General features: G+C 73.9%; 21 protein-coding genes and 6 tRNA genes. 18 read left to right on the plus strand and 9 right to left on the minus strand.

What is annotated here, in order from left to right:
- Positions 1 to 27: 27 nt before the first annotated feature.
- From IH25_RS0123095 to IH25_RS0123125, 7 genes are all read left to right on the plus strand, one after another.
- Complete coding sequence (locus tag IH25_RS0123095; protein ID WP_030613727.1) at positions 28 to 858, plus strand: MetQ/NlpA family ABC transporter substrate-binding protein; 831 nt, start codon at positions 28 to 30, stop codon at positions 856 to 858.
- 21 nt (positions 859 to 879) lie between these two features.
- A complete protein-coding gene (locus IH25_RS0123100) occupies positions 880 to 1,707 on the plus strand; it encodes a MetQ/NlpA family ABC transporter substrate-binding protein (protein WP_030613730.1) in 828 nt (275 codons plus the stop codon).
- Between the two features lie 174 nt (positions 1,708 to 1,881).
- Entirely contained in the window at positions 1,882 to 2,520 is a 639-nt protein-coding gene (locus tag IH25_RS0123105; RefSeq protein WP_030613734.1) for a GNAT family N-acetyltransferase, read from the plus strand.
- Positions 2,521 to 2,611: 91 nt separating this feature from the next.
- Positions 2,612 to 3,859, plus strand: a complete 1,248-nt coding sequence (gene cbiE / locus IH25_RS0123110; RefSeq protein WP_030613736.1) for a precorrin-6y C5,15-methyltransferase (decarboxylating) subunit CbiE — start codon at positions 2,612 to 2,614, stop codon at positions 3,857 to 3,859.
- Positions 3,860 to 4,203: 344 nt separating this feature from the next.
- Positions 4,204 to 8,514: a nicotinate-nucleotide--dimethylbenzimidazole phosphoribosyltransferase gene (gene cobT / locus IH25_RS0123115; protein ID WP_030613739.1), complete on the plus strand. Its 4,311-nt coding sequence runs from the start codon at positions 4,204 to 4,206 to the stop codon at positions 8,512 to 8,514.
- 283 nt (positions 8,515 to 8,797) lie between these two features.
- A complete protein-coding gene (cobA, locus tag IH25_RS0123120) occupies positions 8,798 to 10,030 on the plus strand; it encodes a uroporphyrinogen-III C-methyltransferase (protein WP_030613741.1) in 1,233 nt (410 codons plus the stop codon).
- A 114-nt stretch (positions 10,031 to 10,144) separates the two neighbouring features.
- Complete coding sequence (locus IH25_RS0123125) at positions 10,145 to 10,963, plus strand: TrmH family RNA methyltransferase (RefSeq protein WP_030613744.1); 819 nt, start codon at positions 10,145 to 10,147, stop codon at positions 10,961 to 10,963.
- Positions 10,964 to 11,122: 159 nt separating this feature from the next.
- Here the strand turns inward: IH25_RS0123125 and IH25_RS0123130 are convergent, their stop codons facing one another.
- Positions 11,123 to 12,562 (minus strand): serine/threonine-protein kinase, encoded by a 1,440-nt coding sequence (locus IH25_RS0123130; protein ID WP_078844369.1) that lies wholly within the window; start codon positions 12,560 to 12,562, stop codon positions 11,123 to 11,125.
- Between the two features lie 605 nt (positions 12,563 to 13,167).
- Between IH25_RS0123130 and IH25_RS41710 the strand changes: the two genes are divergently transcribed.
- From IH25_RS41710 to IH25_RS0123145, 3 genes are all read left to right on the plus strand, one after another.
- Positions 13,168 to 13,344 carry a hypothetical protein gene (locus IH25_RS41710; RefSeq protein WP_030613749.1) on the plus strand — a complete coding sequence of 59 codons (177 nt, stop codon included), beginning with the start codon at positions 13,168 to 13,170 and terminating at the stop codon, positions 13,342 to 13,344.
- Between the two features lie 238 nt (positions 13,345 to 13,582).
- Positions 13,583 to 14,587, plus strand: a complete 1,005-nt coding sequence (locus IH25_RS0123140; protein ID WP_030613752.1) for a phosphotransferase family protein — start codon at positions 13,583 to 13,585, stop codon at positions 14,585 to 14,587.
- An 80-nt stretch (positions 14,588 to 14,667) separates the two neighbouring features.
- Positions 14,668 to 14,967, plus strand: coding sequence for a TFIIB-type zinc ribbon-containing protein (locus IH25_RS0123145; RefSeq protein ID WP_078844370.1), 300 nt, complete (start codon positions 14,668 to 14,670; stop codon positions 14,965 to 14,967).
- Positions 14,968 to 15,019: 52 nt separating this feature from the next.
- Here the strand turns inward: IH25_RS0123145 and IH25_RS0123150 are convergent.
- From IH25_RS0123150 to IH25_RS0123170, 5 genes are all read right to left on the minus strand, one after another.
- A tRNA-Val gene (locus IH25_RS0123150) sits at positions 15,020 to 15,091 on the minus strand.
- Between the two features lie 29 nt (positions 15,092 to 15,120).
- Positions 15,121 to 15,192 (minus strand) — tRNA-Val (locus IH25_RS0123155).
- A gap of 38 nt (positions 15,193 to 15,230) precedes the next feature.
- Positions 15,231 to 15,302, minus strand: a tRNA-Val gene (locus tag IH25_RS0123160).
- Position 15,303: 1 nt separating this feature from the next.
- A tRNA-Cys gene (locus IH25_RS0123165) sits at positions 15,304 to 15,377 on the minus strand.
- A 38-nt stretch (positions 15,378 to 15,415) separates the two neighbouring features.
- Positions 15,416 to 15,488, minus strand: a tRNA-Gly gene (locus IH25_RS0123170).
- A gap of 178 nt (positions 15,489 to 15,666) precedes the next feature.
- On the opposite strand from IH25_RS0123170, the gene IH25_RS0123175 reads away from it, so the two are divergent.
- The 3 genes from IH25_RS0123175 (at position 15,667) to IH25_RS0123185 (ending at position 18,482) form a co-directional block, all read left to right on the plus strand.
- A complete protein-coding gene (locus IH25_RS0123175; RefSeq protein ID WP_030613758.1) occupies positions 15,667 to 16,722 on the plus strand; it encodes a chorismate-binding protein in 1,056 nt (351 codons plus the stop codon).
- A complete protein-coding gene (locus tag IH25_RS0123180; RefSeq protein ID WP_030613761.1) occupies positions 16,719 to 17,540 on the plus strand; it encodes an aminotransferase class IV in 822 nt (273 codons plus the stop codon). The genes IH25_RS0123175 and IH25_RS0123180 overlap by 4 nt, the downstream gene beginning before the upstream one ends.
- A 117-nt stretch (positions 17,541 to 17,657) precedes the next feature.
- Entirely contained in the window at positions 17,658 to 18,482 is an 825-nt protein-coding gene (locus IH25_RS0123185) for a GNAT family N-acetyltransferase (protein WP_030613764.1), read from the plus strand.
- Positions 18,483 to 18,555: 73 nt separating this feature from the next.
- Here the strand turns inward: IH25_RS0123185 and IH25_RS0123190 are convergent, their stop codons facing one another.
- Complete coding sequence (locus IH25_RS0123190) at positions 18,556 to 19,089, minus strand: DsbA family protein (RefSeq protein ID WP_030613768.1); 534 nt, start codon at positions 19,087 to 19,089, stop codon at positions 18,556 to 18,558.
- Between the two features lie 185 nt (positions 19,090 to 19,274).
- Between IH25_RS0123190 and IH25_RS0123195 the strand changes: the two genes are divergently transcribed.
- Together IH25_RS0123195 and IH25_RS41280 are read left to right on the plus strand one after the other, a co-directional pair.
- Positions 19,275 to 19,730: a hypothetical protein gene (locus IH25_RS0123195; RefSeq protein ID WP_030613770.1), complete on the plus strand. Its 456-nt coding sequence runs from the start codon at positions 19,275 to 19,277 to the stop codon at positions 19,728 to 19,730.
- A 138-nt stretch (positions 19,731 to 19,868) separates the two neighbouring features.
- Positions 19,869 to 20,036, plus strand: a complete 168-nt coding sequence (locus IH25_RS41280; protein WP_157847001.1) for a hypothetical protein — start codon at positions 19,869 to 19,871, stop codon at positions 20,034 to 20,036.
- Positions 20,037 to 20,135: 99 nt separating this feature from the next.
- On the opposite strand, the gene IH25_RS0123205 is transcribed toward IH25_RS41280, so the two are convergent.
- Together IH25_RS0123205 and IH25_RS0123210 are read right to left on the minus strand one after the other, a co-directional pair.
- The gene (locus tag IH25_RS0123205) at positions 20,136 to 20,696 is read right to left on the minus strand and encodes a CGNR zinc finger domain-containing protein (RefSeq protein ID WP_030613772.1); all 561 of its coding nucleotides are present in this window, start codon (positions 20,694 to 20,696) and stop codon (positions 20,136 to 20,138) included.
- Between the two features lie 399 nt (positions 20,697 to 21,095).
- The gene (locus tag IH25_RS0123210; protein ID WP_004002642.1) at positions 21,096 to 21,509 is read right to left on the minus strand and encodes an SsgA family sporulation/cell division regulator; all 414 of its coding nucleotides are present in this window, start codon (positions 21,507 to 21,509) and stop codon (positions 21,096 to 21,098) included.
- Between the two features lie 191 nt (positions 21,510 to 21,700).
- Between IH25_RS0123210 and IH25_RS0123215 the strand changes: the two genes are divergently transcribed.
- From IH25_RS0123215 to IH25_RS37745, 3 genes are all read left to right on the plus strand, one after another.
- Entirely contained in the window at positions 21,701 to 22,165 is a 465-nt protein-coding gene (locus tag IH25_RS0123215) for a TIGR02611 family protein (RefSeq protein WP_030613774.1), read from the plus strand.
- An 84-nt stretch (positions 22,166 to 22,249) separates the two neighbouring features.
- Positions 22,250 to 22,321, plus strand: a tRNA-Val gene (locus IH25_RS0123220).
- 1,294 nt (positions 22,322 to 23,615) lie between these two features.
- Positions 23,616 to 24,653, plus strand: coding sequence for an alpha/beta hydrolase (locus IH25_RS37745; RefSeq protein WP_051754089.1), 1,038 nt, complete (start codon positions 23,616 to 23,618; stop codon positions 24,651 to 24,653).
- The last annotated feature ends 227 nt before the right edge of the window (positions 24,654 to 24,880 follow it).

Here is a 24,880-nt window from a genome sequence, read left to right on the forward strand (position 1 = left end):
CACCACCCTTAAGGAAAGGCACTTTTCGTGCGTAACACCGCCAAGCTCACCACCGCCGTCCTCGCCGCCTCAGCCCTCACCCTCGGGCTGACCGCCTGCGGCTCCGACAAGGACTCCGGCTCCCTCGACTCCAGCGGCCCGCTGGTCGTCGCCGCGAGCCCGACCCCGCACGCCGAGATCCTGAACTTCGTCAAGGACAAGCTGGCGAAGAAGGCGGGCCTCGACCTGGAGGTCAAGGAGTTCACCGACTACATCACGCCGAACACGGCGACCGAGGACGGCTCGGTGGGCGCCAACTACTTCCAGAACCAGCCGTACCTCGACGACTTCAACAACAAGCGCGGCACCCACATCGTGCCCGTCGTCACGGTGCACCTGGAACCGCTCGGCCTGTACTCCCACAAGGTCAAGAAGGCCGACGCCCTCAAGAGCGGTGCGACCGTCGCCGTCCCGAACGACGCCGTCAACGAGGCCCGCGCCCTGAAGCTGCTCGCCGCCAACGGCCTGATCACCCTCAAGGACGGCGTCGGCAACGACGCCACCCCGCGGGACATCACCAAGAACCCCAAGGACCTCAAGTTCAAGGAGGTCGAGGCGGCTCAGACCCCGCGCTCCCTGGACGACGTCGACGCGGCCGTGGTCAACGGCAACTACGCCATCTCCGCCGGCCTGAAGCCCGCCAAGGACGCCCTCGTCCTGGAGTCCCCGAAGGACAACCCCTACGGCAACTTCCTCGCCGTGAAGAAGGGCAACGAGAAGGACCCGCGGGTGACCAAGCTCGCGGGGCTCCTCACCTCGCCCGAGGTCAAGAAGTTCATCGAGGACAAGTACCAGGGCTCGGTCATCCCGTCCTTCTGAGCCGCCGAGGGGACTGAAGCCATGCGCACGTCCGTCGCCGCCGTGGCGGCCCTGGCCCTCGGCCTCGGCCTCACCGCCTGCGGCTCCGGCACGGACTCCGGCAAGGGCGGTGGCAAGGACGACACCCTCGTCGTCGGCGCCACCGCCGTCCCGGCCGGCGAGGTGCTCACCTACATCAGGGACCACCTCGCCGCCAAGGCCGGGCTGAAGCTGGAGATCAAGGAGTTCACCGACTACGTCCTGCCCAACACCGCCCTCCAGGAGGGCGAGCTGGACGCCAACCTCTACCAGAACCAGCCCTACCTGGACGACTTCAACAAGTCCAAGGGCACCGACCTGGTCTCCGTCGTCAAGCCCTACCTGCCGCCCATGGGCGTCTACTCGCACCGGGTCAAGGACATCAGCGGGCTCGCCGACGGCGCCACCGTCGCCGTACCCAACGACATCACCAACGAGGGCCGCGCCCTGAAGCTGCTCGCCGCCGGCGGTGTCATCAAGCTCAAGGCGGGCGCCGGCACCGACGCCTCCCCCCGGGACGTCACCGACAACCCCCGGCACCTGAAGTTCAAGGAGCTGGAGGCCGCCCAGCTGCCCCGCTCGCTCGACGACGTGGACGCGGCGGTCGTCAACAACAACTACGCCCAGGACGCGGGCCTGAGCCCCACCAAGGACGCGATCCTGCTGGAGTCGGCGAAGAACAACCCCTACGCCAACCTCCTCGCCGTCAAACGCGGCCACGAGGACGACCCACGGGTGAAGAAGCTCGCCGGCCTGCTCGTCTCACCCGAGGTCCGCGCGTTCATCAAGGACAAGTACCACGGGTCCGTCCTGCCCGCGACCGGCGGCTGACGGCACGCACACCGGGTACGCACACCGGGTACGGCGACGCACGGGGTCCCCTCCTCGCGAGGAGCGGACCCCGTCGTGCGCTTCGGTGGTTTCATGCTGCATGCTGGGCAGTTCAGCGGACCTGACGGCCCTGACGGTCTTTCCGAGGAACTTCCGAAGGTTACGGAGCGGCGCATGACGAGCACCTTCCCCAACATCTCCATCAGCACGGAGCGGTTGGTGCTGCGTCCCTTCGACGAGGACGACGTGCCCGCCCTGGCCGAGATGATGAACGACGAGCAGGTCGTCGCCTGGACCACCGTCCCCCACCCCTACACCGACGCCGACGCCCGCCAGTGGATCACCCGGCTCGCCCCCGGGGAGCGCACCGGGGGCCGCGGCATCGTCCTCGCCGTCACCGAGTTCCTCACCCAGCGGCTCGTCGGCATCGTCCACCTGAAGAACACGGACTGGCGCGTCCGCTCCAGCGAACTCGCCTACGTCATCGCGCCCTGGGCCCGCGGCGAGGGCTACGCCTCCGAGGCCGCCCTCGCCATCGCCCAGTGGCTCTTCCACGACCAGGACTTCGAACGGCTCGAACTACGCACCGCCGCCGACAACACCGCCTCCCAGCAGGTGGCCCAGAAGATCGGCTGCATCAGCGAGGGCGTCCTGCGCAACGCCTGGATAGCCCGCGCCCGGACCGAGGACGGCACCTGGGCCCGGGTACGCACCGACGTCATCGTCTGGAGCCTACTGCCCGAGGACCTCGCCGGGGTCGGCGAGCAGCTCGCCGACGCGCATGGTTTCACCTCGTACTCGGACTGGAACTGAGACCTCCGGGCGTCACCAGGTACGCTCACGGAGCCCGCGCACCGGGCTCCCTCCCCGAAGACCCGCGCAGAACCACTGGAGACTGACGACGATGGCCGACCGGGTCACGGTGATCGGCTGGGACGGCTCGCCGCTGACCGCCGCGGCACGGGGCGCCCTCGGCGCCGCCACCCTCGTGGCCGGAGCCGCCCACCACCTGGCGCTGCCCGAGGTGCCGCCCGCCGCCGAACGCATCCGCCTCGGCAGCCTCCCGCTGGCCGCCCGCCGCATCGCCGCCCACCGCGGCACCGCCGTCGTCCTCGCCGACGGCGACCCCGGCTTCTTCGGCGTCGTACGCACCCTGCGCGCGCCCGAGTACGGCCTGGAGGTCGAGGTCGTCCCCGCCGTCTCCTCCGTCGCCACCGCCTTCGCCCGGGCCGGCATGCCCTGGGACGACGCCCAGGTGGTCGTCGCCCACCCGCGCACCCTGCGCCGCGCCGTGAACGTCTGCCGCGCCCACCCCAAGGTCGCCGTCCTCACCGCGCCCGGCGCCGGCCCCGCCGAACTCGGGCTCCTGCTGGAGGGCGTGCACCGCACCTTCGTCATCTGCGAGGAACTGGGCACCGAACGCGAACAGGTCAGCGTCGTCACCTCCGACAAGGCCGCCGACCACACCTGGCGCGACCCCAACGTCGTCATCGTCATCGGCGGGCCGGCCGGCGCCGGGGAGGGCGGCGGCTGGATCGCCGGCCGCGACCCGGGCACGGGCCCGCGCGGCTGGGTACAGCCCGACGCGAGCTACGCCGTCGGAACGGCCCACGGTCCGGGCGGCGGTGCGGCCGGGGTGCTCGGCGAGGGGGAACGGGAGGTGCTGCGCGCCGCCCAACTCGCCCGCCTCGGGCCCCGGACCGGCGACCTCGTGTGGGACATCGGCTGCGGCGCCGGCGCGTTCGCCGCCGAGGCCGCCCGGGCCGGCGCGGCCGTCATCGCCGTCGACCACGACCCGGCCGCCTGCACCCGCACCGAGGGGGCCGCCCGCCGCTTCGGGGTCCAGCTCCAGGTGGTCTACGGCAGCGCCCCGCACGTCCTGGAGAACCTGCCCGAACCCGACGTCGTCCGGGTCGGCGGCGGGGGCCCGGCCGTCGTCTCCGCGGTCGCCGACCGGCGCCCGCGGCGCATCGTCACCCACGCCGCCACCCGGGACGCCGCCGAACGCGTCGGCCGCGACCTGACCGAGCACGGCTACCAGGTCCAGTGCGCCCTGATCCAGTCCGTCGAACTCGACACCAGGGCCTGGACGGAGACCGAGCGGAACGTCGCGTTCCTGCTCAGCGGGGTGCTGCCCGATCGCGCCCCGTGATCCGGTTGTCGTACCGCGCGCGGTAGGCTGGCCGATCGTTGTACCGCACCGGTGGCCCGGACTTCGTTCGCCAATGTCCGGATCGCACGCCCGTCTTGGGCGGGTGCGGTACTGCGGAACCGGAGGACGCGCAACGTGGCGCAGTCCACAGAGGGCTGTCGCGGATCATGCTGTCGCGACGGCGGAACGGCCGGGACAATGCCACTGAATGGCTTTGTCGCCTTTTCCGGCGGGTCGTTCGTGCCGCTGGGCACGGACGCTCGTTCTTCACTGCGGGGCGGTCGGTGCGCCGTTCCGGGTGAGCTGGTCGTAGGGAGCACTAACCGAATGGGCGAGGGGTACGCATGACCGACACCGGCCAGGTCCCGGGCGAGGGGCAGCCGGAGAGCGCAGGCATGGTGGAACAGCCGGGCGTCCCCGCGCACGGCGCGTACACCTACCTCTCCGAGGCGCCCGCCGAGGACGAAGACCTGCTGCTGCCGGGTGCCCAGGGCGCGTGGGGCAACGAGGTGCCGCCCCCCGCTCCGGAACCGGTGGTGGAGGCCGTCCACGAGCCGGGCCCGCACGAGACGGCCGGCCGTGACACCGGCTCGGTCGACCTCGGCGGGGCCCCCCCCCCCCCCCCCGCCCCCCCCCCCCCGCCCCACCCGGGCCCCGCGTCGGTGCCGCCGTCGCCCATCCTCTCGGCGCCGCACGGCCCGGCGGCCGCGCCGCAGCCGCGCCGTCCGCTGCACCTCGGCCCGCCGATCCCCGACGCCTCCGCGAGCCCGGTGCGCTCCCTCGCCGACCGCGGCCCCGCCGGAGCGCCGGTACGACAGCCCGGCCCGCCGGCCGCCCCCGGCCCCGAGTACCTCGACGCCCAGCCCCAGCCGGCCCCCCAGAACGCGACACCGTGGGGGGCGGCCCCCGAGGCGCTGCCTTCGGCCCAGCCTGAGACCCAGCTCCCGGCTCAGCCGGAGACGCCGCCTTCGGCTCAGCCCGAGACGCCGCCTCCGGCTCAGGCCGAGGCCCAGACACCGGCCCAGGCCGAGACACCGGCCGAGGCCGAGGCTCAGGTTGCGGCCGACGTACAGGCTCCGGGGGAGGCTCCGGTTCAGGCCAAGTCTCCGGTTCAGGCCGACGTACAGGTTCCGGCCGAGGCTCAGGTCGCGGCCGACGTAGAGGTTCCGGGGGAGGCTCCGGTTCAGGCGCAGCTCGAGGTGCAGGCTCAGGCTGCGGCTCCGGCTGAGGGGCAGGCACCGGCTCCCGCGCAGGCGCAGGCTCCGGTTGAGGCCCAGGTCCCGGCTCAGGCTCCGGACGAGGCCCCCGCTCAGGCTCCGGTCGGCGCGCAGGCACCGGCTGCGGAAACGGTTGGCCCGGCCGGCCCCGTCGAGTCCGTCGTCCCCGCCGCTCCTGCCGCCGCCGAGCCGGCCGACGCGGCCCAGGCCGCGATGGCCCGCCTCGCCAGCCAGGCCGCGGCCCAAGCCGCGCCCGGTGACACCGGCCAGTTCCCTGTCGTGCACGGTCCTGACGGGGCCCAGCCGGCGCACGGACACGAAGACGCGTACACCGCACCGGCGGAGGCACCGGCTGCCGAGGCCGTCGCGGACCCGGCGGTGTCGGAGGAGGCCGTGCGGCTCGCGCAGGCTGCCGAGGCCGCCGTAATGAACGCCGAGGTGGCCGCCGCCGCTCAGGCCGCTGCCGTGACCCCTGAAGCCGCCGTAGCCGTCGAGACCGACGGCGCTTCCGAGGCCGAGGCCGCCGAGGCCACGGCCGCCGAACCGACGGTGACGGAACCCGTCGCGCCCGAACCCGTAGTGGTCGAACCCGTCGCGCCCGAGTCCGTGGTGGCCGAGGCCGCCGTGACCGAACCTCCCGCAGCCGACCCCGCCGTGACCGAAGCGGTCCAGCCGGGCACGGACACGGAGCCGGCCGAGGCCGTGCAGTCCGCCGAGGCCGCGCAGCTCACCGAGGACCCGCAGCCTGCCCAGGCCGAGCAGCCCGCCCAGGGCACGCAGCCGGACGTGGCCGCGCAGGTCACCGAAGTGCCGCAGGTCACCGACCCCGCCCAGTCCCAGCCCACCGTCGACGCCCCCGTACCCGTCACACCCGTCGGCCCGGCCGCCGATCACGACGTGACCCAGGACGCGGACGCGGCCCAGGCCACCGGCCAGGTTTCCGCGGAAGTCCCGGCCGTCGCCCAAGAGGTGGCCCCGGTCGCCGCCCAGGCACCCGCCGAAGTCCCGGCCGACGCCCAGGAGACGGCCCAGGCTCCCGACCCGGCCGCTTTCGAGGCCCCGGCCGAAGGCGTCGCTCCGGTAGCCGAACCCGCCGCCCCGACGGCCGTGCCCGCCGCCCCGGACACCGACCCCGTTGCCCCGGTGGCCGAGCCCGTCGCCCCGACCACCCCGCAGGCGACCACCGAGCCCACCGCCACCCCCGCCGCCGCTCCGGCCCAGCCGGGCCCGGGCGCCCCGGACGCCGTACCGGCCGCCCAGCCCGCCGTAGCCCAGGCCCCGGAGGTCCCGGCACCGCAGCCCCAGACCCCCGCGCCGGACGCCGCCGTACCGCACGCCGCAGTGCCGGACCCCGAGCAGCCGCTCGGGCAGTTCGTGCCGGTGCAGGGCCAGGTGCCCACCACCCCGCACCTGGCGCCCACCCCGCCGCAGCCCGTGGTGCTGCCCGCGGCCGAACCGCAGGTCCCGCAGGACGCGCAGGTCCCGGTCCCGCAGGAGCAGTCGGAGCAGCCGGAGCCGGAGGCCACGGTGCCCGCGCCCCGCGAGGGCGAGCCGGCCCAGGTACCGGCCCAGGTACCCGCCGGGGCGGACACGCCGGCCGCCCCCGACGCCGTACCGCACGCGCAGCGGACGGAGGACCCGGACACCGGGGCCGCCGTCCAGGAAGAGAGCACGGCCGCGGTGGCGGAAGCACGACAGTCCACCGGCCCGGCCGCGCCCGCCTACGCCGACGCCGAGCGCGAGGCCGTCCTGAAGGTCATGCGCGAGCGCCGCGACATCCGCAACGGCTTCCGCAGCGACCCCATCCCGCACGAGGTACTGCTCCGGGTCCTGGAGGCGGCGCACACCGCGCCGTCCGTGGGCCACTCGCAGCCCTGGGACTTCGTCGTCATCAGATCCGCCGAGACCCGGCAGACGATGCACGAACTGGCGATGAGACAGCGCGAGGCGTACGCCAAGTCGCTGCCGAAGGGCCGGGCCAAGCAGTTCAAGGAACTGAAGATCGAGGCCATCCTCGACACCCCGGTCAACATCGTCGTCACCGCCGACCCCACCCGCGGCGGCCGGCACACCCTCGGCCGTCACACCCAGCCGCAGATGGCGCCCTACTCCTCGGCGCTCGCGGTGGAGAACCTCTGGCTCGCCGCCCGCGCCGAAGGCCTCGGCGTCGGCTGGGTCAGCTTCTTCGACGAGCGGGAGATGGTCCGCGCGCTCGGCCTGCCCGAGCACCTGGAGGTCGTCGCCTACCTGTGTGTCGGGTACGTCGACGAGTTCCCGGACGAGCCCGAGCTGATGCAGGCCGGCTGGTCCAAGCGGCGCCCCCTGTCCTGGGTGGTGCACGAGGAGACATACGGCCGCCGCGCCCTGCCCGGAGAGGAACCCCACGACCTGCTCGCCGAGACCGTCGCACAGATCCGCCCGCTCGACGCCAAGGCGCTCGGCGAGGCATGGGAGCGCCAGAAGCGCATGACCAAGCCGGCCGGCGCGCTCGGCATGCTGGAGATCATCTCCGCACAGCTGTGCGGGCTGTCCCGGCAGTGCCCGCCGCCGATCCCGGAACCCGCCGCCGTCGCGATCTTCGCCGGCGACCACGGCGTGCACGCCCAGGGCGTCACTCCCTGGCCGCAGGAGGTGACCGCCCAGATGGTGGCCAACTTCCTCGGCGGGGGAGCCGTCTGCAACGCCTTCGCCGCCCAGGTCGGTGCCGAGGTGTGCGTCGTGGACGTGGGAGTGGCCGCCGACCTGCCCGCCACGCCGGGCCTGCTGCCGCGCAAGATCCGCGGTGGTACGTCCGACATGACCGCCGGCCTCGCGATGACCCGCGAGGAGGCCAAGGCGGCCATCGAGGTGGGCATCGAGACCGCCCGCGACCTGGTGGCGGCCGGCAACAAGGCCCTGCTCACCGGTGAGATGGGCATCGCCAACACCACCGCGTCCGCCGCGCTGATCTCCGTCTTCACCGGCGCCGACCCGGCCGAGGTGACCGGGCGCGGCACGGGCATCAACGACGAGACGCTGGTCCGCAAGACCGAGGTCGTCCGCCGCGCGCTGGAACTCCACCAGCCGGACCCGGCCGACCCGATCGGCGTCCTCGCGGCCGTCGGCGGCTTCGAGCACGCGGCCATGGTCGGCCTGCTGCTCGGCGGCGCGTCCCTGCGTACGCCGGTGATCCTGGACGGCGTCAGCGCCGGCGCGGCGGCCCTGGTCGCCCGCGCGATCGCCCCCGAGGTGCTCGCGGCCTGCATCGCCGGCCACCGCAGCGCCGAACCGGGCCACGTCGCGGCGCTGAACAAGCTGGGCCTGCGCCCCCTGGTCGACCTCGACCTCCGCCTCGGCGAGGGCACGGGCGCCCTGCTGGCGCTCCCGCTGGTCCAGAGCACGGCGAGGGCCATGCACGAGGTGGCCACGTTCGACGCGGCGGGCGTCACCGAGAAGTAACGGACAGGCGCCCGGCCCACGCGAGGCCGGGCGCCTTCCAGTGCCCACGGGCCGGTACCGGGACGCCCGCCGCTGCCGTCCGGCGTCCACGGGCCGGTACCGGACGCCCGCCGATGCCCTCCCGCGTCCACGGGCCCGCGCCCTTTGGCCCCACCACGGCCGGGGTGCCCTCCGGCCCTCCCCATGGCCGCTGCCCAGCCATCGGACACCCGCTCCACCCGCACCGCCGCCACCGTAAAATCCGCACGTCAGCGCCACCGCACAGCCACCGGAGGACGCCCTCATGGCCGAACACCCCGCCTACCCCGTAGGTCTCCGCCTCTCCGGCCGCCGCGTGGTCGTCCTCGGCGGCGGCACCGTGGCCCAGCGCCGTCTCCCGGCCCTGATCGCGGCCGGCGCGGACATCACCGTCGTATCCCCGCAGGCCACCCCCTCGGTCGAGGCCATGGCCGAGGCGGGGGAGCTCACCTGGGAGCGGCGGACCTATGCCGAGGGCGACCTCGCCGAGGCCTGGTACGCCCTCATCGCCACCAGCGACCCCGACGCCAACACTCGTGCCTCCGCCGAGGCGGAGCGGCACCGCGTCTGGTGCGTCCGCTCCGACGACGCCGACCAGGCCACGGCCTGGACCCCGGCGACCGGCCACAGCGAGGGCGTCACCGTCGCCGTGCTCACCACCGACGCGCGGGGCCGCGACCCCCGGCACACCGCCGCCATCCGGGACGCGGTCGTGGAGGGCCTGCGCGACGGCACCCTCGTCGCCCCGCACCACCGCACCCGCACCGCGGGCGTGGCCCTGGTCGGCGGCGGACCCGGCGACCCCGACCTGATCACCGTCCGCGGCCGGCGCCTGCTCGCCGAGGCGGACGTCGTCATCGCCGACCGGCTGGGCCCGCGCGACCTGCTCGCCGAGCTGCCGCCGCACGTCGAGGTGATCGACGCGGCCAAGATCCCCTACGGCCGCTACATGGCCCAGGAGGCCATCAACAACGCGCTGATCGAGCACGCCAAGCAGGGCAAGGCGGTGGTCCGGCTCAAGGGCGGCGACCCGTTCGTCTTCGGCCGGGGCATGGAGGAGGTCCAGGCGCTCGCCGAGGCGGGCATCCCGTGCACGGTGGTTCCCGGCATCTCCAGCTCCATCTCGGTCCCGGGCGCGGCCGGCATCCCGGTCACGCACCGGGGGGTCGCCCATGAGTTCACCGTGGTCAGCGGGCATGTGGCGCCCGACGACGAGCGTTCCCTGGTCGACTGGCCCTCGCTGGCCAAGCTCACCGGCACCCTGGTGATCCTGATGGGCGTCGACAAGATCGGGAAGATCGCGGAGACGCTCGTCGCCCACGGCAAGCCGCCGACGACGCCGGTGGCCCTGGTCCAGGAGGGCACGACGGCCGCGCAGCGCCGGGTGGACGCCACCCTGGCCACGGTCGCCGAGAGGGTACGGTCGGAGGACGTGAAGCCGCCGGCGGTCATCGTCGTCGGCGAGGTCGTACGGGTCGGCCCCGGGCCCGCCGCCTGATCACCCCTACGGGGACACCACCGGGACACCCTCGGACACCCCTCGAGTAACCCCGGGTAACACAACCCTTACCCAGCCGTTGGCAGCACATCCAGGACAAGGCAGTAATACCCCGTGGCCGATCTCATCACCGTCGAGGACCCCGACGACCCCCGCCTGACCGACTACACGGGCCTGACCGACGTGGAGCTGCGCCGCCGGCGGGAGCCCGCGGAGGGCCTGTTCATCGCCGAGGGCGAGAAGGTCATCCGCAGGGCCAGGGAAGCGGGCTACGAGATGCGGTCCATGCTGCTCTCGGCCAAGTGGATCGACGCCATGCGCGACGTCATCGACGAACTCACGGCCCCGGTGTACGCCGTGAGCCCGGAACTCGCCGAACGGGTCACCGGCTACCACGTGCACCGCGGCGCCCTCGCGTCCATGCAGCGCAAGCCGTTGCCGACGGCCGGCGAACTGCTCCGCACCGCCCGCCGCGTGGTGATCATGGAGTCGGTGAACGACCACACCAACATCGGCGCGATCTTCCGCTCGGCGGCGGCCCTCGGCATGGACGCGGTGCTGCTGTCGCCCGACTGCGCCGACCCGCTGTACCGGCGGAGCGTCAAGGTCTCCATGGGCGCGGTGTTCTCCGTGCCGTACGCCCGCCTGGAGACCTGGCCGAAGGGGCTGGAGTCGGTCCGCGAGGCCGGTTTCACGCTGCTCGCGCTGACCCCGGACGAGAAGGCCGGCAGCCTGGACGAGGCCGCCCCGCACCGCATGGACCGGGTGGCGCTCATGCTCGGCGCGGAGGGCGACGGCCTGTCCACGCAGGCCCTGGTCGCCGCCGACGCGTGGGTCCGCATCCCGATGTCCCACGGCGTCGACTCCCTCAACGTGGGCGCGGCGGCGGCGGTGGCGTTCTACGCGGTGGCGACGGGCCGGCCGCGGTCCTGAACCGCGGGGCGGCACGCCATGCCGCCCTCCTCGCCCGGCCACGGTCCCCTCGGAGCCGGAGTCGGAGCCCGGCGGGGGAGCCGGCCGCCGGTGCCCGCCCCGGTGCTCAGCGCCCGCGCCTCCCCGCAACCGTCCGCTTCCGGTGCGGCGGACCGGCGTCTACGCCGACCGGTTCACCGTAAACCCGCCGTCACCCGCCGACGGATCACCGGGCCGCCCCGTAAGGCTCTGGCCCGCCGGAGCGCCCGGCTGCGCGTGCCGCTCCCGCTGGACCCCGCCGTCGCCGCCCAGCCCGCGCGCCGGACCCTGGCAGCCCTGGGCCACCGCGATGCCGAGCGCCACCAGCAGCGTCACCACCACGAACACGAACAGCCGCTGCCGCAGCAGCCGTGGATTGGCGGGCCGCAGGCCGGTCCCCGTCGGGCGCCGTCCGGAATTGCCGCGCGGAGCCGGACGGCCACCGCCGGAGCGCGGGCCGCCGCCGCGTGGCGCCGGAGTGTGGCGTACCGTACCCGGCCGGGCGGACGCGGCCCCGCCCCGCCCGCCGCCGGCGCCCCGCGAGGGCGCGCCCTCACGGGACGGCGCCTCGCCGCGCGCGGAGACGCCTCCCCGGGACGGTGTCCCGCCCCGGGCCGGGACGCCCGGGCGCGGCGTGCCGGGGGAGCCCCGCCGCTGGGTGCGCTGCGGCTCCGGGTAGGTGTCGGCGAGCCGCCCGGTGGGCCGGTCGGCCTCGGCGGCCCGGGGGTGCGGCGGCCGTACGTCGTTCAGCCCCTGCGCCTCCCGGGCGGCGATCTCCTTCAGCCGCAGCGACAACTGGAGCGTGCTGGGCCGCTCCTCGGGGTCCTTCGCCAGGCAGGCCCGGATCAGCGGAGCCAGCGCGTCCGGTACGCCGGCCAGCTGCGGCTCCTCGTGCACCACCCGGTACAGCATCACCTCGGAACTGCCGTGCCCGAAGGGCGAGTCACCGGTCGAGGCGTACGCCAGGGTGGCGCCGAGCGAGAAGACGTCGGTGGCCGGGGTGACCGCCGCGCCGCGCACCTGCTCGGGGGCGAGGAAGCCGGGGGAGCCGACCGCGGTGCCCACATGGGTGAGTGTGGAGGCGCCGGTGGCCCAGGCGATGCCGAAGTCGATGATCCGCGGGCCCTTGGGGGACAGCAGGATGTTGGAGGGCTTCAGGTCCCGGTGGACGACACCGGCCTCGTGCACGGCGACCAGTCCCTCGGACAGGGCCGCGCCGATCGCCGCCGTGTCCGCCGCGCCGAGCGCCCCCTCCTCGGCGACCTTGTCGTGCAGGGAGGGGCCGGGCACGTACTGCGTGGCGAACCAGGGCCGCTCGGCCTCCAGATCGGCGGCGACCAGCCGGGCCGTGCAGCCGCCGCGGATCCGCCGGGCCGCGGACACCTCGCGCGCGAACCGGGACCGGAACTCCTGGTCCTCCGCCAGGTCCGGCCGGATCACCTTCAGCGCGACCCGCTGCCCCTTCTTGTCGGAGCCGAGATACACCACGCCCATTCCGCCCGCGCCGAGCCGTCGGTGAAGCCTGAACGAGCCGACGACGCGCGGGTCCTCGCGCCTCAGGCGCATCATCGCCATGTTCATCCCCGCTGCCCGGTCCCTGTGACGTGGCACAGCTTACGTTTCCACGGCCGCCCGCGCGCATAGGCCGCGCCCTCTCGGCGGGACGGATTGTGCGGGCCGTCCGGGGGAGGTGAAACCCGGTCAGCCGGCCAGTCGTTAGCGCGACTTCGCGCCGGCCGGCCCCCCAACCCGCCTGCCGCTCCGGGAGGTTGAGCTCACGCGAAGCCGAAGCCCCCCGGGCGGCACCCCTGCCGGCCCCCGGCCGTCGACCGCCCGCGGGCGGGGCCGGGCCCCGGACCGGGATCCGCCTCCGACCCCCCTTCCGGCACCGGTCCGAGTGATCGAAGTCACTCCCCCCGGTGAGCGGGATGCTTCCGAAATGACCGGACAGAGCGGACGACCCCTCCGGGAAGTCCCCTATACCCGGGCCCGCGTCTCCACCCAGGGGAGTACATCGCGGCCGGCGGCTCATCCTCCCGGAGGCCCGGCAATCGGTACGAGGGCATGACGTCGGCCAGGCGCGGCCCACCTAGATTTATGGACGAGCGGCGGGTGCTGCGGTACTCGTCCCCCGAGGTCGGACACCCGCCGCCGCAACCGACAACCGAACAGTCAGGAGAGGGACCATGGCCCATACGGCACCGCGACGCCCGGCGTTCGCCTCCCGCCGCACGGGCCGCCGCCACCCGCTGGTGGCGACACTCATGGCCCTTCCCCTCGCGGCCCTGCTCCTGCTCGTCTTCGACGGCTGGGAGACGGTGGCCACACAAGCGTCGTCCGTGGGTGCGATGCTGGGGCGCTGAGCGGCGACCCCAGGCCCGGAAGAGCGGTCCGGGCGGGGACATCGATCCATGAAACCCCGTGGGGACGGGGGTACGGCGGACGGCAGAATGCCGGCGCAGCTGGGGAGCTGCGCCGGCATCGGCCGTTTCCCGCCACGGCGCGCTTTCCCCGCGGTCCTCCTGGCCATGGGCGGGCGACCCGCCGCGCGACCGCCCCAGTACCCTCGGCCGGACAGCCACCCCCTTCCCCGAGGCAACGGTGACCGCAGACACAGCCACCAGCACGGACACGCCCGCCGACCCCCTCATATCCGCCCTGACCGCCCAGGCCAGGGCGGCGGCCCACGGCACCCCGGCCCCCTGCCGGTGCGCCACCACCCCCCTCGCCGTCCGCCCCGACGCCACCGTCATCCGCCACGCCGGCACCGTCGCCAAGGCCCACGCCCCGGACACCGACCCCGCCGCACTGGCCCTCCGCGTCACCACGGCCACCCGCCTCCCGGACGTGCTGCTCCCGCCCCTCACCCCCGCCCCGGCCCCACCGCGCGACCCGCACGGCCGTCTGGTCACCCTCTGGCCGTACGGCGCCCCCGTCGACCGGGACGACCCCGACGCGGCCCCCTGGGAAGCCGTGGCCACCCTCCTGGCCCGGCTGCACCGCACCCCCGTCCCCGCCGGCCTCCCCCCGATGCGCGGCCCCGCCAAGGCCGCCCGCGCCCTCGACCGGCTCCACGCGGCCCTGCGTGCCACGCCCCACGGGCCCGCCCGCCCCGCCGCCCGCCCGGTGCTGGCCGCCTGGGCCGCCCTGCCCGCCTGGGCCGGGGCCGGGGCCCCGATGCCCGGCCCGGCGGCCCTGTGCCACGGCGATCTGCATCTCGGCCAGCTCGTCCGGCACCCCGCGCCCGGCGGCCCGTGGCGGCTCATCGACGTGGACGACCTCGGCGCGGGCGTCCCCGCCTGGGACCTCGCCCGCCCCGCCGCCTGGTACGCCTGCGGGCTCCTCCCACCCGCCGAGTGGACCCGCTTCCTGACCGCCTACCGGCGGGCCGGCGGCCCGGCCGTGCCCGCGGACGGCGACCCCTGGCCCGCCCTGGACGTCCCGGCCCGCGCGCTCACCGTGCAGACGGCCGCCCTGGCGATCACGAAGGCGCTCGCCGCCGGCCGCCCGCTGGACGAGGTGGAACAGGCCCTGGCCGACGCCTGCGCGCGCATGCCGTCCGCCCCCGCGCACCCTCCCCGCCGCGAGCCCGGAATCCCGGGCTAGGCTGCAACCGCCCGGGGCCGGACGGAGTCTGTCCTGGGGAAGCACGAAGCAGTACCGACCGGCGAGGAGTTGAGCCGAGCATGCAGTGTCCGAAGTGCCATGCGCCGATGCACACCTACAACCGCAACGGCGTCCAGATCGAGCAGTGCAGCGGCTGTCGCGGCATCTTCCTCGACTACGGCGAGCTGGAGGCGCTGACCCGCCTGGAGGCCCAGTGGTCCCAGCCGGCCCCGCCCCCGCCGCCCGCCCCGCAGGCCTACCCCGCGGCGGCCCCGCCCGCGCCCGCATGGGGCGCCCCGCACGGCGGTCACCACGGTGACCACGGTCACTACGGCCACCACCGCCACAAGAGCTTCGGCCACATGCTGTTCTCCAGCTGAGCACACGAAGAAGCCCCCGGCCGTATAAGACGGCCGGGGGCTCCTTGCTGTGTGGACGATACTGGGATTGAACCAGTGACCTCTTCCGTGTCAGGGAAGCGCTCTCCCGCTGAGCTAATCGTCCGCGGACCGTGACCCGGGGGTCACAGGCAGTGCGCGATACTGGGATTGAACCAGTGACCTCTTCCGTGTCAGGGAAGCGCTCTCCCGCTGAGCTAATCGCGCGGGGGACCTTCGAGAAGATCCGGGATCCGAAGATCCAGTGGACGATACTGGGATTGAACCAGTGACCTCTTCCGTGTCAGGGAAGCGCTCTCCCGCTGAGCTAATCGTCCTTGGAGGTGGAGACGGGATTTGAACCCGTGTAGACGGCTTTGCAGGCCGTTGCCTCGCCTCTCGGCCACTCCACCAGGAGTGTAGGGGATCGGGATGACCCCTTCTTCCTTCGAGCGGACGACGAGGCTCGAACTCGCGACCTCAACCTTGGCAAGGTTGCGCTCTACCAACTGAGCTACGTCCGCTTGTCGTTTCGGTCCGCTTCCGCGTCCCGGCGACGTGTTGAACTCTAGCGGATTCCCCGGCCAGTACAAAAACGCGTTTGCGCAGCGTGCTGCGGTGCGCCCCGCGTACCCCGTGGTCAGCGCCCCGCGCGGGACATCCCGCGGCCACCCGGCGGACACCCGACCTAGACTCGACATCGTGCTCCACCACCCATCCGGCCTCCCCCCTCTCGCCCGCTTCGGGGACCGCGTCGCCACCGGTCTGCTCGACGTCACCAGCGACCCGGCCGCCTTGGACTCCAGCGGCTTCTGGGCCGTCTGCGCGGACTTCGAGGGCCGGCTGACCTGCGCCCGCTTCGCGCACGTACGCAAGGAGCCGGTGCCCGTGCCGCGGCCCGGCCGGTGGCGGGGCCCGCAGCCGGGGCAGTGGACGTCCTCCCTGGACCGCGCCGGATACATCGCGGCCGTCCACCGCATCCGCGAGCACATCGCGGCCGGCGAGGTCTACCAGGCCAACCTCTGCCGCGTACTCAGCGCGCCCGTCGCCCCCGGCGCCGACGTGGACGCCCTGACCGCCGTACTGGCCCGCGGCAACCCGGCACCGTACGCCGGAACGATCCGCCTGCCGGAGCACGGCGTGGAGATCGCCACCGCCTCCCCCGAGCTGTTCCTGCGCCGGGACGGCCGCATCGTCGAGTCGGGCCCGATCAAGGGCACCGGGCGGACCGAGGCGGACCTCCTCGACAAGGACCACGCCGAGAACGTGATGATCGTGGACCTGGTCCGCAACGACATCGGGCGGGTCTGCGCGACCGGCACCGTGACCGTTCCCGACCTGTGCGTGGTGGAGAAGCACCCCGGGCTCGTCCACCTCGTCTCCACCGTGCGCGGCGAGCTGCGCCCGGACACCGGCTGGCCCGGGCTGCTGGCCGCGGCCTTCCCGCCCGGCTCGGTCACCGGCGCCCCCAAGTCGAGCGCCCTGCGGATCATCGAGGCCCTGGAGACGGCACCGCGCGGCCCCTACTGCGGCGGCATCGGCTGGGTGGACGCCGACCGGGGCACCGCCGAGCTGGCCGTGGGCATACGCACCTTCTGGATCGACCGCGCCGAGAGCGTCCTGCGCTTCGGCACGGGCGCCGGCATCACCTGGGGTTCCGACCCGGAGAGGGAGTGGCGGGAGACCGAGCTGAAGGCCTCCCGGCTGCTCGCGGTGGCGTCGGGCGCGTACGAGGAGACCGAGGAGGCCCTCGGATGAGGATCTGGCTGGACGGCGGGCTGCGCGAGGCGGAAACCGCCCGGGTCTCCGTCCTCGACCGCGGCCTGACCGTCGGCGACGGCGTCTTCGAGACCGTGAAGACGGTCCACGGCCGGCCCTTCGCGCTCACCCGGCACCTGGACCGGCTGACCCGCTCGGCCCGCGTCCTCGGCCTGCCCGACCCCGACCACGACGAGATCCGCCGCGCCTGTACGGCCGTACTGGAGGCCAACCCGATGCCGCTGGGCCGGCTGCGGATCACCTGCACCGGCGGCCACGGCCCGCTCGGCACCGGCCGCGGCGAGCACGGCCCGACCCTGGTGGTCGCCGTCGCCGAGACCACCCGCCGCCCGGACTCCACCGCGGCGGTCACCGTCCCGTGGACCCGCAACGAGCGCGGCGCCCTCGCCGGCGTGAAGAGCACGTCGTACGTCGAGAACCTCATCGCCCTCGAACGCGCCCGCCAACTGGGCGCCTCCGAGGCGCTGTTCGGCAACACGGCCGGACTGCTCTGCGAGGGCACCGCGACGAACGTCTTCGTCGTCCTGGACGGCGAGATCCACACCCCGCCGGTCGCCTCCGGCTGCCTGCCCGGCGTCACCCGCGCCCTGGTCATCGAGTGGACGGGCGCCCGGGAGACCGACCTGCCGCTGGACGTCCTCCAGCGCGCCGACGAGGTCTTCCTCACCTCCTCCCTGCGGGACGTACAGGCCCTGCACCGCGTCGACGGCCGCGAACTGCCCGGCGCCGAGGGCCCGGTGACCGCCAAGGCGATGCGCGTCTTCGACGAGCGGTCCGGGCAGGACCTGGACCCCTGAGCCGACGGCCGGACCGGCCCCGGCGAGCCGCGACGCGCCGGGCCGGGGGCGCTGTCGCCGGGGGCCGGGGCCGAAAACCGGCTGACTCGGCCGGCCGGCGCGGGTAGAACCTCTGTGATGACGACGACCCTGCGGCCGGCCGAGCCGCTCCGGCAGAACCCCGACGGGACCCGCTCACGGCGCTACGCGGTGTGCGTGAACAGCCGTCCCGTCGGCGAGATCCACCTCGGCACCTCGCCGTCCCTCGGTGACTCCGTGGCCCGGGTCATCGACCTGCGGATCGCCGAGCCCGACCGGCGGCGCGGGCGGGGCACGGTGGCGGCGCTGGCCGCGGAGGAGGTGGCCCGCGGCTGGGGCTGCGCGCAGCTGGAGGCCCTGGTGCCCGTCACGGCGGACGCCGCCCTGAGCCTGTTCCGCACCCTGGGCTACACCGTGCGCAACCGCGGCATGGAGAAACACCTGGACGGCACCCTGCCCGAGCTGCCCCCGGGCAGCCGGGCGCGGCCCATGACGGGGGAGGAGTTCGACGCCTGGCTGGAGGCGGAGCGCGAGCGGTTCGCGCGCACGTGGACCGACCTCGGCATCCCGGAGGCGGCCGCCCGCGCCAAGTCCCGCGACGACCACGCACGGCTGCTGCCGCACGGTCTCGCGACCGAGGGCATGCTCTTCAGCGTGCTGGAGCACGAGGGCAGCCCGGTGGGCACGCTGTGGGTGGCACTCCTGGAGGGCAAGGCGTTCGTGTTCGACGTGCAGACGTATCCGGCCCACCGGGGCCGGGGGCACGGCCGTACGCTCATGCGCCTGGCGGAACGCCAGGCGGCCGGCTCCGGCCGCCCGGTGCTGGGCCTCAACGTCTTCGCGGGCAACACCCCGGCCGAGGCCCTGTACACCTCGCTCGGCTACGAGACGGTGACGTACTCCCTGAGCAAACCCCTGCTGTGAACGGCACCACCGGCCGGACACCTCCGTTCCCCGCCTCCTCGCGGCAGGGCGCGTCCGGTGGCCCGGCCGGTGCTCAGCCCTGTTCGGCGGTGCGGTCGGCCAGCAGGCGGTCCGCGATGTGCTCGATGCGCTCGCGCAGGCCCTCCTGGCTCTTGCCGCCGTCGAGACGCTCGCCCCCGATGACGTACGTCGGCGTGCCGGTCACACCGATGGCCTTGCCCTCGGCCTGGTCGGCGTCCACGGCGAGGATGTGCCGGCCGTCGATCAACGCGGTGTCGAATTCCTCCGCGTCCAGCCCGAGTTCCCGCGCCACCTCGACCAGGAAGGGTTCCCCCTGACGGTCCAGCTCCGCCACCCGCTCCAGCACGGCCTCCACGTACGGCCAGCCCTTGCCCTGCTCCAGCGCCTCCTCGGCGGCCTGCGCGGCGGCGAAGGAGTGCTTGTGCTTCTCCAGCGGGAAGTGCCGCAGCCGCAGCTCCAGCCGGTCGCCGTAGCGGGCACGCAGGGCACGTACGTCGTCCAGGGCCGTACGGCAGTCGGGGCACTGCAGCTCACACCAGACGTCGAGGACGAGGGCTTCGGTGCGGGCGGGGGAGGAGTCGCTCATGCCCACCAGTCTTCCAGGCCGGGCCCGGGCGGCCCAACCGGACCTCGGCGTGCGAGCGGGGCGCGTACCGGGACTCCAGTAGGAGAGGACCCGGAGATGTCCCTGATGTCCGGCTGGACCATGGCCTCGCGGGGAGCCGGCGGTGCACGATGGAAGCGACGGACCGAACCCGCCAGGAGGACCGGATGATCGCCGAGACAGTGTGCTCCGCCGTTTCCGCGGCGGGTCTGGGTATCGCGGTGGTCACGGCCTACCGCGGACGCTTCCTGGCGGCGGCGCGCCTCGCGGCCTACTCGCTCGTCCCGGTCGGCCTGGTGCTGACCGGGGTCGTCGGCTGGCTCGCCGACACCGCGCTGAGCCCCACCGCCTGGGCCGGCTTCGGCGTGCTGGGCGCGGCCTGGCTCCTGTTCACCGGCACCCGGGCCGTGGAGCGCCGGCGCGGAACCACCGGCGCCGAGCGCAAGCCGGCGAGACGGGCGGAGCGGGAGGCGGTGGCCCCCGCGGCGCCGGCGCCGCGCCTCGGCGGGACGACGGCGGGCCCCTCGGCACGCCCTTCCACCGCCCGGCCCACCCCCCGGTCCGCCGACGCGTCGGAGGACTTCGGCGACATCGAGGCCATCCTCAAGAAGCACGGCATATGACAGTCACATAACTGGCCGAAGGGACACAGTGAGTCCCCGGGCGGCCGGAATCGTTCACCACCCGGACGAGACCTCACGGTATTCGGCGACTCCCGCAAGATCTCCGAGCGCTGATCGCGACCGGGCACCGGGTACGCCATGATCTGCGGCAAGATGCTGGACACTACACAGAGCGAGGCCGCGCCGCCCAAGGACGAGCCTCGCGGGTGCCTCTTCGCCCTTTCCCAGCCACCGCTGATGATCTTCCTGGCGGTGATCGGGTGTCTGCTGCTCATGGCTGCGCTGCATGATCTGCTGTTGCTGTGAGCCGTACACGTCCGTCCCGGCGCCACCCGCCGGGACCGACGTCGCATCCGGGCGCCGTCCGGGCCGCCCGCGGCCGACCGGCCCCCGTCCCGCCCTCGCTCAGCCGGCCGCTTCCTTGCGCCGGGCCCGGTAGGCGGCGACATGCAGCCGGTTCCCGCAGGTACGGCTGTCGCAGTAGCGGCGCGACCGGTTCCGGGAGAGGTCCACGAAGGCCCGCCGGCAGTCCGGTGCCTCGCAGCGCCGCAGCCGCTCCTGTTCTCCGGCCACCACGAAGAAGGCCAGCGCCATCCCGCAGTCGGCGGCCAGATGGTCGGCCACGGAGGCGCCCGGCGCGAAGTAGTGCATGTGCCAGTCGTAGCCGTCGTGGTCGGTCAGCCGGGGCGTGGTGCCGGCGGCGGCGACCAGCTCGTTGATCATCAGGGCCGCGGACCGGGCGTCCGGGGCCGCGAAGATCGCCGTGAAGCGCCCCCTGAGCCTGCGTACGGCGGAGAGATCCAGCTCCGACAGCACGCCGACGTCGCTGATTTTGTGGCTTCGTACGAATTCCGTGAGTGCCTGGACGTCGGGCAGACCGTCCGCCGCCGGATCGTCCTCGGGCGCGGAGTTCACCAGATCCACCACGGTGTCGAGGGCACACCGGGTGTCGTGGGTGATCAGCACGTTTCGCTCCCTGGCCTGGGGGTCGGGCGGGCGCCCGCCGATTGCTGGCCGATGGTAGCGACAACCGCGCCGGCCGCACCCGTCCTTCCCCGCCCCGATTGCCGTGAGAACGCCCCCGCGCCGCACGGGGTTCCCGCCGCACCGCTCCGTCCGCGCGGTACAGGCGCCCGCCCGGCCGTACACGGGCGACGGCCGGGCGCGCGCATACGGCGGCCGAGTCCGGGCGTCGCCGTATACGCATCGCACTCGGCCGCTCGCGGACCGCGGTCGACGGCGGCCGGACCGACGCCGCCCGTGAACGCTCACGAGGGCGGCGTCGGTCCGTTGCCGTATGCGGTTGTCTTGGCCCGAGCCGTCTCCCCGAGTGGACGGCGCCGGGCTGCTCGGAGGGGCCGCGACCTAGCTCTCCGCCAGGATGTGCGAGAGCTCCTGGTCCAGATCGAAGTGCCGGTGCTCCGTGCCGGGCGGCACGGCGGCGTCGGTTCGCTTCAGGAAGGACTCCAGGGCCCGCGCGGGGGCCTCCAGCAGAGCCTCTCCCTCCGGGGAGCTGAGGGCGATGCACACGACGCCCTGGCCATGGCTGCGCGATGGCCAGACGCGGACGTCGCCGGTCCCGGTGGGCCGGTGCAGGCCCTCGGCGAGGAGGTCGCGGGCGAACACCCACTCGACGGTCTCCTCGGCTCCGGTGTGGAAGGTGGCGTGCACGGCGTAGGGGTCGGCCGTGTCGTACCGCAGGCCTGCGGGGACAGGCAGGGAGGACTCGCTCGACACAACGAGGCGCAGGTGCAGCTCGCAGCTGACCGTGGTGTTCATAAGCGCCAGGGCCTTTCGCTCAGTGTGCGCTCGGGGATTCGCACGTCGGCGAAATCGACATGCCACCTACGGTGCCGTTGTAAACCCCTCTGAGGGTTTTGCGTGTGTTTACGTAACTCTTCCGGCCGAGAACTCGTACCGGATCTACCACCATTCCGGTGACTGGTTTCACTCGGGTAGGGTTTGTCTATATGAATACGGGGAGTGACGAACCGGGCGAGGTCGCCGTGGCATCGGACAAGGCGAAGACGGACCGGCAGGAGACCGGTGAAGCAGCCGCGCGCGGGCTGGGCTCGCGGGCGCCGGAGTTCATCAAATCCCGCCGGCTCCTGCATCTGAGCTGGCAGGTCGGGGTCTTCGTGGTCGGCCTCGCGGTGGTTGGCGCGGGCATCGTCATGCTGCCGCTGCCCGGGCCCGGCTGGGTCGTGATCTTCGGCGGCATGGCGATCTGGGCGACCGAGTTCGTGTGGGCCCAGCTGGTGCTCCGCTGGACCAAACGCAAGGTCACCGAGGCGGCCCAGCGGGCCCTCGATCCCAAGGTGCGCCGCCGCAACATCACCCTCACCGTGATCGGACTGGTGATCATCGGCGTACTCGCCGGGATCTACCTGTGGAAGTTCGGCTTCGTCATGCCCTGGAAGATCAAGGACCAGTGACACGGCTGCGGGGCCGGTGCCCTCCACCGCCCCGCCCCTGGTCGGAAGCACCCCCTGACATGGGGTAATGTTCTTCCTGCGCCCGGGCGATTAGCTCAGTGGGAGAGCGCTTCGTTCACACCGAAGAGGTCACTGGTTCGAACCCAGTATCGCCCACCCGGACCGACGGCCCATCTGCGACAGGCAGATGGGCCGTCGGCGTATCCGCACCCACCCGCACCCGCACCGGAGCGGGCGTAGGGCAGAGCGGGGAGGCACGGCCGGTGGTCGGGCAGGGGGGCAACACGGCCGGAGTCGGGCGGGGAGCGAGTGGCACGGCTGGTGGTCGGGGCCGGGGGAGCGGCGTGGTAGGGGCGTCGGCCTCCTCCGCCCTGGGGCCTCGGGGCCCTCTCAGGCTGCTTGGCCGGGTCTGTCGGGCGTTACCCGTTCCTGCCTGGCCTCTTTGGCGCCCCCTGACCCCTGGCGGCCTCATGGCCCCCTTCAGGTCGCACGCGCCTCCTCGGCACCCCAGCCTCTCGATCCTGGTGCCTCTCCTGGGCGGCTCCCTGTCATTTCGGGTTCCGAAGCTTTCCGCCCCGCCTGCGTCCGGCCCCGATCCACCGGAGGTGGTAGCGGACCTCGCGGCTTGCTTGAACCGCGAGCCCCTGTGACCGCAGCGGCGCGGGGACGGCTCGGGCGTACGGCCCGCGGCGACGGCTCGGGACGCCTCGGCGCGGGGCTCGCTGAGTCCGGGGCGCCGGGCCGCGCCCGCGGTGGGGCATCCGGTCCTGGTCGGGCGCCGGGTTCGCGCGGTCGGCGCTGGACGGAGGGTGGCTGGTCCGACACGTGACCGTGGCCAGGCACGTGAATGGCCTTGCTCGGCCCCCGGTTCAACCCCAAGCCGAGCGTTTTGCCGAACCGGCAACAACCCTCGTCCCGGCCCGGCCATCCGCCGGATCATGGTGTCCAGGGCCCCGAGCAAGAGCCGCCCACCGTCTCCGACACCTGATCGCACGCACCTACGCCCACAGCCCACCGGACCCCTTCCGACCGGCCCTTTCGCGGGGCCGCGCCCGCAGCCAACCGGCCCTCAGTGAGCCAGCCCGCGCGCTCCTGCCCCGGGGTGTCCCATTGCCGCGCTCTGCCCAGTGGCCCACCAGACCTCCGCCCTCCGTCTCCTGCCTTCAGGTCGACCGACGGCACCTCGAAACCGCGCGACCTCCCCGAGCCCCAGGCCCTCAGAGCCCAAGCCCCACACCCCAGCCCCCACGCACCCCCACCCCCAGGACTCACCCAGACCCGCCCGTCCCAGCTTCCGCGAACCCCAGGAGATCCCGTGCCCCCGACCGCCGGCTCCAGCCCCGCCGTCTCCACCGCGTCCAGCCATTCCGCCCTCACCGACCGATCCTCCGCCGCGCCTTCCTCCACACCCACCCATCGCCTCCTCCCTTCCCCGGCCGGCCGTGTCCACCTGGTCGAGCAGGGCAGCGGGCCCTTGGTGCTGCTCCTGCACGGCTTCCCGGAGTCCTGGTACGCCTGGCGGCACCAGATGGCGGCGCTCGCCTCGGCCGGTTACCGCGCGGTGGCGATCGATGTGCGCGGGTACGGCCGTTCCTCCAAGCCGGAGGCCGTGGAGGCGTACCGGATGCTCGACCTGATCGCGGACAACGTGGCCGTGGTGGAGGGGCTGGGCGAGCGTTCCGCCGTGGTCGTCGGGCACGACTGGGGCGCGACGATCGCCGCCATGTCCACTCTGACCAGGCCGGACGTGTTCCGGGCCGTGGGACTGCTCGGCGTGCCGTACACCCCGCCCGGCGGCCCCCGCCCCAGCGAGATCTTCGCCCGCATGGGCGGAACCGGCACAGATGGACCCGGCACGGACGGCCCCGGCGCGGGCGACGAACCCGGCGCCGAGCGGCCGGGCGCCGGGTCACCTGGCGTCCGCCCCGACCACGACCCCCACCCCCGTCCCCGCCCCCAGGAGTTCTACATCTCCTACTTCCAGCAGCCCGGCCGGGCCGAGGCCGAGATGGAGCCCGATGTGCGCGGCTGGCTCGCGGGCTTCTACGCGGCTCTGTCCGCCGACACCATGGCTGCCCCCGGCGCCCCCGACCCGCACTTCACCGGGGCCGGCGGGACGCTGCGCGAGCGTTTCCCCGTCGGCGTGCTGCCGTCCTGGCTGGGGGAGCGGGACCTCGATGTCTTCGCCGGTGAGTTCGAGCGGACGGGGATGACCGGGGCCCTGAACCGGTACCGGAACATGGACCGGGACTGGGCGGACCTCGCCGATTGGGCGGGGCGGCCGATCACGCGGCCCTCGCTGTTCATCGGAGGTGAACGGGACGCCTCCCTCACCTGGCTGGCCGACGCCGTCAAGGCGTTTCCCGAGACGCTGCCCGGCCTTCTCGGTTCGCACATCCTGGACGGTTGCGGGCACTTCGTCCAGCAGGAGCGCTCGGAGGAGACGAACCGGATCCTGCTCGACTGGCTGGCCTCCCTGCCCGCCTGACGCGGCGTTCGGTTCGTTCGGCCCGTCGGCCACGCTTCCCTCACCAGTGGGAACGGCCGGCGGGCCGGCCTGTTTCCGGCGGTGGGGACGGGCGCCGGGCGGGCCCGCCGCTCCGGGCGCCCGCAAGAAAATCCTGCTCGGGTCATTGACGCACCCCGGGCCCCTTCGTACCTTGTGCCAGCAAGCGCTTACTTGAAACGATTCATGCGCGTGGCGGAGATGCTGCG

The sequence above is a fragment of the Streptomyces achromogenes subsp. achromogenes genome, assembly GCF_000720835.1.
Classification (GTDB): domain Bacteria; phylum Actinomycetota; class Actinomycetes; order Streptomycetales; family Streptomycetaceae; genus Streptomyces; species Streptomyces achromogenes.

Coding starts and splice junctions, on each gene's coding strand:
- IH25_RS0123100 (WP_030613730.1), top strand. CDS start 880: ATGCGCACGTCCGTCGCCGCCGTGGCGGCCCTGGCCCTCGGCCTCGGC.
- IH25_RS0123105 (WP_030613734.1), top strand. CDS start 1,882: ATGACGAGCACCTTCCCCAACATCTCCATCAGCACGGAGCGGTTGGTG.
- cbiE (WP_030613736.1), top strand. CDS start 2,612: ATGGCCGACCGGGTCACGGTGATCGGCTGGGACGGCTCGCCGCTGACC.
- cobT (WP_030613739.1), top strand. CDS start 4,204: ATGACCGACACCGGCCAGGTCCCGGGCGAGGGGCAGCCGGAGAGCGCA.
- cobA (WP_030613741.1), top strand. CDS start 8,798: ATGGCCGAACACCCCGCCTACCCCGTAGGTCTCCGCCTCTCCGGCCGC.
- IH25_RS0123130 (WP_078844369.1), bottom strand. CDS start 12,562: ATGAACATGGCGATGATGCGCCTGAGGCGCGAGGACCCGCGCGTCGTC.
- IH25_RS41710 (WP_030613749.1), top strand. CDS start 13,168: ATGGCCCATACGGCACCGCGACGCCCGGCGTTCGCCTCCCGCCGCACG.
- IH25_RS0123145 (WP_078844370.1), top strand. CDS start 14,668: ATGCAGTGTCCGAAGTGCCATGCGCCGATGCACACCTACAACCGCAAC.
- IH25_RS0123180 (WP_030613761.1), top strand. CDS start 16,719: ATGAGGATCTGGCTGGACGGCGGGCTGCGCGAGGCGGAAACCGCCCGG.
- IH25_RS0123185 (WP_030613764.1), top strand. CDS start 17,658: ATGACGACGACCCTGCGGCCGGCCGAGCCGCTCCGGCAGAACCCCGAC.
- IH25_RS0123190 (WP_030613768.1), bottom strand. CDS start 19,089: ATGAGCGACTCCTCCCCCGCCCGCACCGAAGCCCTCGTCCTCGACGTC.
- IH25_RS0123195 (WP_030613770.1), top strand. CDS start 19,275: ATGATCGCCGAGACAGTGTGCTCCGCCGTTTCCGCGGCGGGTCTGGGT.
- IH25_RS41280 (WP_157847001.1), top strand. CDS start 19,869: ATGATCTGCGGCAAGATGCTGGACACTACACAGAGCGAGGCCGCGCCG.
- IH25_RS0123210 (WP_004002642.1), bottom strand. CDS start 21,509: ATGAACACCACGGTCAGCTGCGAGCTGCACCTGCGCCTCGTTGTGTCG.
- IH25_RS0123215 (WP_030613774.1), top strand. CDS start 21,701: ATGAATACGGGGAGTGACGAACCGGGCGAGGTCGCCGTGGCATCGGAC.